Annotated in this window: 7 protein-coding genes and 3 pseudogenes; all 10 read left to right on the top strand. The window is 49.6% G+C overall.

Annotation, left to right across the window (positions count from 1 at the left end):
- Positions 1 to 243: 243 nt before the first annotated feature.
- Positions 244 to 384, top strand: a pseudogene (locus tag GQ57_RS44470) (RHS repeat-associated core domain-containing protein); the annotation flags it as partial.
- Positions 385 to 397: 13 nt separating this feature from the next.
- On the top strand, positions 398 to 823 hold the full coding sequence (locus tag GQ57_RS44465; RefSeq protein WP_081895004.1) for an AHH domain-containing protein: 426 nt from the start codon (positions 398 to 400) through the stop codon (positions 821 to 823).
- Positions 824 to 837: 14 nt separating this feature from the next.
- Positions 838 to 1,374 (top strand): hypothetical protein, encoded by a 537-nt coding sequence (locus GQ57_RS42440; RefSeq protein WP_152601925.1) that lies wholly within the window; start codon positions 838 to 840, stop codon positions 1,372 to 1,374.
- Positions 1,375 to 1,417: 43 nt separating this feature from the next.
- Positions 1,418 to 2,161 (top strand): annotated as a pseudogene (locus GQ57_RS40690) (RHS repeat-associated core domain-containing protein); the annotation flags it as partial.
- Positions 2,151 to 2,486: a hypothetical protein gene (locus GQ57_RS42435; RefSeq protein WP_152601926.1), complete on the top strand. Its 336-nt coding sequence runs from the start codon at positions 2,151 to 2,153 to the stop codon at positions 2,484 to 2,486. The pseudogene GQ57_RS40690 and the gene GQ57_RS42435, both read left to right, overlap by 11 nt.
- A gap of 155 nt (positions 2,487 to 2,641) precedes the next feature.
- A protein-coding gene (locus GQ57_RS32485; protein WP_152603409.1) for an IS3 family transposase occupies positions 2,642 to 3,729 on the top strand; the annotation gives its coding sequence in 2 pieces (ribosomal slippage) (positions 2,642 to 2,903 and positions 2,903 to 3,729; 1,089 coding nt in all).
- Positions 3,730 to 4,021: 292 nt separating this feature from the next.
- On the top strand, positions 4,022 to 4,357 hold the full coding sequence (locus GQ57_RS42430; protein WP_063962882.1) for a hypothetical protein: 336 nt from the start codon (positions 4,022 to 4,024) through the stop codon (positions 4,355 to 4,357).
- Between the two features lie 126 nt (positions 4,358 to 4,483).
- Positions 4,484 to 4,660, top strand: a pseudogene (locus tag GQ57_RS44460) (RHS repeat-associated core domain-containing protein); the annotation flags it as partial.
- Between the two features lie 378 nt (positions 4,661 to 5,038).
- On the top strand, positions 5,039 to 5,938 hold the full coding sequence (locus GQ57_RS42425) for a hypothetical protein (protein ID WP_152603408.1): 900 nt from the start codon (positions 5,039 to 5,041) through the stop codon (positions 5,936 to 5,938).
- Between the two features lie 18 nt (positions 5,939 to 5,956).
- Positions 5,957 to 6,505 (top strand): hypothetical protein, encoded by a 549-nt coding sequence (locus GQ57_RS32480; RefSeq protein WP_031402559.1) that lies wholly within the window; start codon positions 5,957 to 5,959, stop codon positions 6,503 to 6,505.
- Positions 6,506 to 7,177: the final 672 nt, after the last annotated feature.

Raw genomic sequence — 7,177 nt, 5'->3', positions numbered from 1 at the left:
CGGAATGTGTTGATCAATAATTTAAGACTGGGCGATGGAGGGGGGCGGCTGAAATTATTTCTCGGCTTGTTGCGATGCAAGGGGATGTCTCAGATAAAATTAAGGAGAGGGCTTCATTCGTTCTGTCTAAATTGAATTGAATTGAATTGAATGTAGCAGTGCTGTATTGATTTCTTGGTTGGCGGGCAACATGGCAGTTGCCCGCTGATGCAATGCGAAGGCAAGGTAGGACGGATACGGGCGGGCCCGCACCATAACCGGCATCGGTACTATGATCCGACGTCGGGACGGTTCATCAGCAAGGACCCGATTGGGCTGGCGGGTGGGATCAATGTCTATCAATACGCTCCGAATCCTGTTGAGTGGATCGACCCATTAGACCTGGAAAATTATCGCGATGTATTTTGGAATGCAGTTGGTGGGGCCGAAAGGGATAAGTATCAAGTCCACCACATCATTCCTCAGAACATATTTAATGATCCCAAGTACTCGAAAATGCTGGCTTGTGCTGGCTTGTGCTGGCATGGGTGTGGATGATCCTGACAACATGATTGGCTTGCCCAAGGATGGAGCTAATGCAGGTGCAAGAACAGGGCGCTATTTTGGGAGGTCTCAACATAATACGCAACACCCTATGTACGACAGGGCAATTAAGTCAACGCTTGATCGGGTTGGTGCTATAAAGAGTTGTGCTTCTCGAAAATTGGCCTTGAGAGGGATGCAGGAAACACTGAGGTCGGCACTTAGGCGAAGTGATAATCCAATAGTTAACGGCCAAGGGGCTAGTCAGTCAGCGTGGAATGATATTTTAAGTAAATTTTAATTTGGAGATGTGCTGTGACTACTCGGGAACGGTATGTAATGAGGCTTCGTGTATGTGCTGAGGAGCTTCTTTCTCTGATAAATGGACCAAAATTTTTGCGCGGTGGAGTCGTGCCTCGCAAAGGTGAAGTTCTCGTAACGAATGAAAAAGATGCGGAAATTTTTGCTTGCGATCAGGATGTTGATGTAATTAAAGGTGGTGAGTATCAGTATTGGACTGGTATTCTGGAGAATAATTCGAGAACTATTGAGCAAATGGATCTGCAGGATAGTTTGGATTTGGGTGATGAATTTTCTCTAAATATTTCTGAAATATTTGATGGCGAGTTGATGTCTGCTCTAATTTCGAAGGGTGAGGAATTTGGAGTGTCGAGCTCGATTGTTGACGTTATTTGTGGAAATTTCTATATTTTCCTTGTAAACAAGACGTTTTTTGATGAGCAGCTTCCGCTTGCCGATAGGATGTATGAAATCTATCAGGGTGGTGGTATTCCTTGTGGATGGAAGGGTGAGTTTCCAGATGGGGAGATTCTAATTTATTCAAAGGATTAAATTTCTGAATGTGGGCGTTCTTACGTAACGGAAGAATCATCTAGGGGCGCCGCATGAGGTGGCCGACAAGGTGGGCGAGGTTGCCTGGTCAGCGTGCTACAAGGCGTGGGGTGAAGCGAAGGAAGTCATCAGCGAGGCGGCGCGCAAGGCGGGTATCCGCAACCCTATCCGCTTCCAGGGGCAGTACTTCGACCATGAGACGGGCCTTCACTACAACCGGCACAGGTATTACGACACGAACTCGGGACGGTTCATCTCGAAAGACCCGATCGGGTTGGCGGGCGGCATCAACGTCTATCAATACGCCAACAATCCCGTTCATTGGACTGATCCGCTTGGGCTGGCTCGAACGCCCCATAGTGGAGGGTGTGCCGATGCTGCCGCACGTAGCGCACTCGAATCTGTCATGGGTAAGTCTATCCGGATGAACAAAGAGTTCGGTGGCTTAGTCTATGAAAAAGGGGGGCAGTATTTTGCGACGATCCCTGTTCCTGGTACGGGCCGAACCTTCATTCCTGCTTTGGCATTGCCACAAGTACCGAAGGGCGCGACCATCGTAGGTGATTATCATACGCATGGAGATTATTCCGTACTGGGAGCGAACGGAGAGGTTGTCAGAACGTCAGATCCAAGCAGGGATGATTTCAATAGCGACGATTTCTCAAGAAGAGATAAAGAGATCAGTGCTCTTGCCGCACTCAAGAACAAATGTCATCGCTCATACTTGGGTACGCCAAGTGGTAAGATCAAGGTCTATACAGTTATGGGAGGTGCTCGTGATCTATAGTCAAGACGATATTCTCGAGTTGGCAACTAAGTATCCGAGTGATTTCTCTTGTCGTGGAGATTGTTTCGAGATATTTGGTCTGGCTTTGGCGGAATTTAGAAGGCTCTCAAAGAGCAAGTGGTCTTTGGGTGACTATAAAGTTTCAGTTGATTTTGGGAAAAGTAGGGATTTAGTTGCCGTTTCATTTACTCCTCTTCCGGCTTACGAGATCAATGGAGTGCCGTTTGAGATCGCAGATCAAGGGATGTATAAGAACGGTCGTGGAGTGACATATGTGTACGCCGTTGAAGAAGGTGAGCTTCTAAAGACAATCTACATGCGTTAGTAGAAAAAGGGGGCCGCAGATGCGGTCCCTTGTTCATGTTGTGGTGGTGATCAGCAGTTCCAGTTCAGCGTGAGTTTTGTGGTGCCCTTCGGTAATCCCCCCGCAGAACCCTCGGGATTAGAAGTAGAATTTTCTCGTTAAGGGAGTTCTACTGCATGAAGAAGTCGAGATTCACGGACAGCCAGATCATGGACGCGCTGAAGCGCGTGGAGGCTGGGCTGACGGTGCCGGACCTGTGTCGAGAGCTGGGGATCAGCACGGCGACGTTCTACAAATGGCGTTCGAAATACGGCGGCATGGATACCTCGCTGATTGCGCGGATGAAGGAGCTGGAGACTGAGAATGCCCGGCTGCGCAAGATGTACGTCGAGGAAAAGATCAAGGCGGAGATCGTTGCGGAGGCACTCGCAAAAAAAGACTGAGGCCATCTTGCCGACGCGAGATGGCCATGCATGCGGTATCCAGCCGAGGCGTATCGATCCGGTTGGCCTGTGAGGCGTTCGGGATCAGTCAGAGTTGCTACCGGTACGTCGGCAAGCGGAATGCCGAGAACGACGAGATTGCGAACTGGCTGCTGCGCCTGACCGACAACCACCGGAACTGGGGTTTCGGCTTGTGTTTCCTGTATCTGCGCAATGTGAAAGGCTTCGGCTGGAATCACAAGCGGGTGTACCGGATCTATTGCGAGTTGGAGCTGAACCTGCGGATCAAGCCACGCAAGCGGCTGGTGAGGCAAGTACCGGAACCACTAGCGGTGCCGCTGGCCGTCAATCAGGTCTGGTCGATGGACTTCATGCATGACCAGTTAAGCGACGGTCGCAGTATCCGGCTGTTCAACGTGATCGACGACTTCAATCGCGAAGCGCTGGGCATCGAAATCGATTTCTCTCTGCCGTCGGAGCGAGTGATCCGTGCGCTACGCCAAATCATTGGCTGGCGCGGGAAGCCTGCGGCGATTCGGTGCGATAACGGCCCTGAATATCTGTCGGGAGCGATAACGGCCTGGACGGCGGTCAATGGCATCAAGCTCGAATATATCCAGCCAGGCAAGCCGCAACAGAACGCCTATGTCGAACGATTCAATCGGACCGTGCGTTACGAATGGCTATCGCTGTACCACTGGGAAAATCTCGATCAGGTGCAGCAGTTCGCAACCGACTGGATGTGGACTTACAATCATGACCGCCCCAACATGGCCCTGGGCGGATTTACGCCAAAGCAGCGGCTGGCCATGGCCGCTTAGTTCCTACTTCTGAACCCCGTGGAAAATGGGGGGATTACCGTTGGACAGGATGAATCAGGAGTCCTGTTTGCCGGCAGTAGTAATGGGTTTGAAGTCGGGAAAAGAGATAAGGCTGATAGCCTCGGAATAACGCGGGTTCCGACTTCCAAGAGCAAGCATGCGGAAGAGAATTTGATGAGTTGTGTGTCAGGGTTAAAATCTGTTGGAGCGTCAAAGCGTGATCCGTGCAACTGTGCTGGACGGCTAGAAGGGCTTGGGATCGATGTGGATAACGCGCATTGAGGTGAAATAAATGAGCGACGATTTTGATGTTTATGTTGATCACGCATTTTATCGAAATGGCGGAAAGGCTGTTCTTGTAAAATTTTCGGCCTCAATAGTTGAATTAAACGTATTTGTTTCTATTGCAGATGCTGGGGCAGTGATCAATTTCGGCGGGAGGGCAATTGATTATGTGTTGGCTGGGGAATCGGCCAATAGTCCTGTTCATTGGAAGCGAGGCGAAGATAGCGGTGTTTACATACTTATTGGTGAGGATCCGGAAGTTTGGGACTTTTCCATAGTGGTAGATGATAAATTGATAGAAAGAGTGGCTTTAGAAATTCAAGGATTGATTGGGGATAGTTAAGTGTGAATTAATGCCGCAGACGGTGTAGGGCGAGGTCGGTGCAAGTGCTTGGTCGCCAGGCGAGAGGAGGTGTGGCAGGAGGGGCACATGGCAGGAAAGTCCTGCCACCATGGAGGTGCCACTCCGATTCGCTTCCAAGGTTAGTATTGCGACGAGGAAACGGGGCTGCACTATAACCGGTACAGGTACTACGATCCGAGTAGCGGACGGTTTATCTCGAAGGATCCAATCGATCTGACCGCCGGGATCAACGTCTATCAATACGGCAGCAACCCTGTAAGTTGGATTGACCCTTATGGGCTCAATGGGGTCTATGTTTTTGAAACGACTTCAGGCGAGGCTTATATCGGTAAGGGAGGCTGCAACCGTTATAAATCTTCGGTAAATAGAGAGGCTGGCGGGCCTTCTGGTGTTTCTCGTGGGACGCACATAGATACTAAATCTCCGTGTGTAAATGTCTCAGAAGACGATTATGTGCTGATAGTGGATGGTGCGGCGATGAGATTGTATCCGACTTTGCCCGGGGTAAAGCCAACATTAAATAGAATTGATTCTCCTGGAAAAAAGCTGCGGAGGCGATTAAGGCGGGAGGGTGTTTGGCTTTGTCCTCTTCGGTTGCAAAGGATACGGCAGTCTTGCTTGCAAATCTTCCGGTGAAACCGGTTGGCTCTGGGGTGTAATATGTCATCGGAAAATGTGAAATTATTTGGAACTGATTTTTTGGGACCGGATGGTCCCGTTATGGTTTCGGAGAATGGTGAGATTACTATTGCAAAGGACGAATTGGGGGAATTTGTTTCATTTTCCATAATGAACTCACCAATTGATGATTATGTGGATTTTCTTTCAAATTTCAAAATAAAAATACTGTCTATTTCACATAATTCTTCCGATTCGATCATTTTTGATTTTGGGAGGGTGGAAGTAAAATTTATTGAGCGCCTTTATTTGAATTTACAAAGGGGTGATGTTTTAAAATTTCCGAGTGACTTGGTTTTCGAAAATTTACGAGAAATCTCGGTGAGAGATGGCTTTCCGGAGGGATTGCCATTAAGCGATAAATTGCCTTTCTTGAAAAAAATCGCTGTCGAATTATTTTCCGAATCTGATTTGTTTTGGATTGGGCGGTTTCCCGATATTGTGGATTTGGCTATCTATCACTACCCGGGGAAAGATCTTATGCCTTTGGCGGGCTTTAATAAATTAAAGAGATTGTGTCTTGTTGAGGGAGGGGTTAGAAGTCTTCATGGCATTGAGCGGCTCTCGCACTTGGCAATAGTTCATGTTGTTTCTTGTCGAAGACTTGCGGATGTTAGTGCGTTATTAGAGGCGAAATCGATTGAGCACATAATGTTTGAGAAGTTCCGTGGAATTAAAAATTGGAGTTTTTTGTCTAAAAAAATTAATCTTAAAACCGTATGGCTCGAGGTGGCGGAAAGTATTGATTTTATTAGGCATTTGCCAAATTTAACTTATTTCAGATGTATTGGGGTTGTTGATGAGAATGTGGGAGTGATTGACGAAATGGGGTTTTTAAATCTACCTTATCGATCCAAGGTGTTTTGTGAATCTATAGTTTGATATGGGGCGGATTTTGGCATGGGAAATGAAAGACGTTACTATGATGCTGCTGAGCAAGGGCCTACTTGCGAGACCAGCCATCCTCGCTTTGTATCTCTCGCGTCTGAGTATTTTTATTATTCCGTGATCGACGATTTCAGCCCTTTTGGTAGTGATGACGGTCATGACACGTTGCGGGCGCTGGAAGCCTGGTATCGAGGGGTAGAAGATGATCAGAGCATCACGGAATTTTTAACTGACCACCTTGCCGGTTGGGGGTTGGATGTGCCTTGGGAGAAAACTCGTGATGATCTGGAGATGCGGCGTCAGTGGCTAGACAAAGACGATATGCACGAGGTGTATTTCCAGAGTGACTGTCGAGCTATCGTTGCTACGGCCTTTGGGCAGCTGAAGATCGTTGGTCAGATCAATATTGAGCTTCTTGGGCGAGCAAAGACGGCAATATTAGATCAGTTATGGATGAATAAGCGTGCGTGCGATAAGTATCCAAATTGGCCCTACGCTGAGCAGCAAAAAGAACGATTTGAACATATGCTTTCGGCGCTAAACAAAGCGGTTGTTGAATAATGTAGCAACGCAAGCGGCGAACGCCTATCCTTGTGACCCGATCGGCCGGCTGCTGGACGGGTCAAGGAGCCTCGGTATTACGATCCAAACACGGGACGGTTTATCAACGAGTTTGCTGTAGACGACTACGAAGAAAACCATCGAAGACATGCACCGCCTTGCTGAAAGCAAAGACGGTGCATGTCTTTCCGAAAAATATGCTCACTCGGGGGTGCCGCTAGAGTGGCAATGTGCCAAGGGACATCGTTGGTGTACGACTCCCGCAGCTATTAGACAGGGTGAATGGTGCCCGCACTGTAGTCATTCCAGGCGGCGCAATACGCTGGCGATGATGCAGGCGGTTGCAGCACGGCACGGAGGGCGCTGCCTTTCAGGCGAATATGCTGGCAGCTTCACCGCGCTTGAATGGGAGTGTGCGCTAGGGTACTCGCGTTCGCTCGCGAGTGCGTGGGCGCGATACCGCTCGAGCAGTCGCGGCATCTGGGCGTCGGCCAGTGGGGGTCCAGCCGGCAGGGCAGACGGTCGGGTGGTACGGGTGGGGCGCGTCGTCGCTCGCGGGCCGCAGGCCATGCGGCAGCCAGCGCTCGCCGGTCGTGTCGGCTACGGCCCGGGCCGGGGCGACCAGGCGTCCATATTCGTGGGCGGCCAGCGGCAGGCGCGTGAGAGTGACCT

The organism is Burkholderia sp. MSh2 (genome assembly GCF_000731655.1).
Taxonomy (GTDB): domain Bacteria; phylum Pseudomonadota; class Gammaproteobacteria; order Burkholderiales; family Burkholderiaceae; genus Burkholderia; species Burkholderia paludis.
Note: the sequence above shows the minus strand (reverse complement) of the source record. Positions and strands in the feature narration are given on the sequence as shown.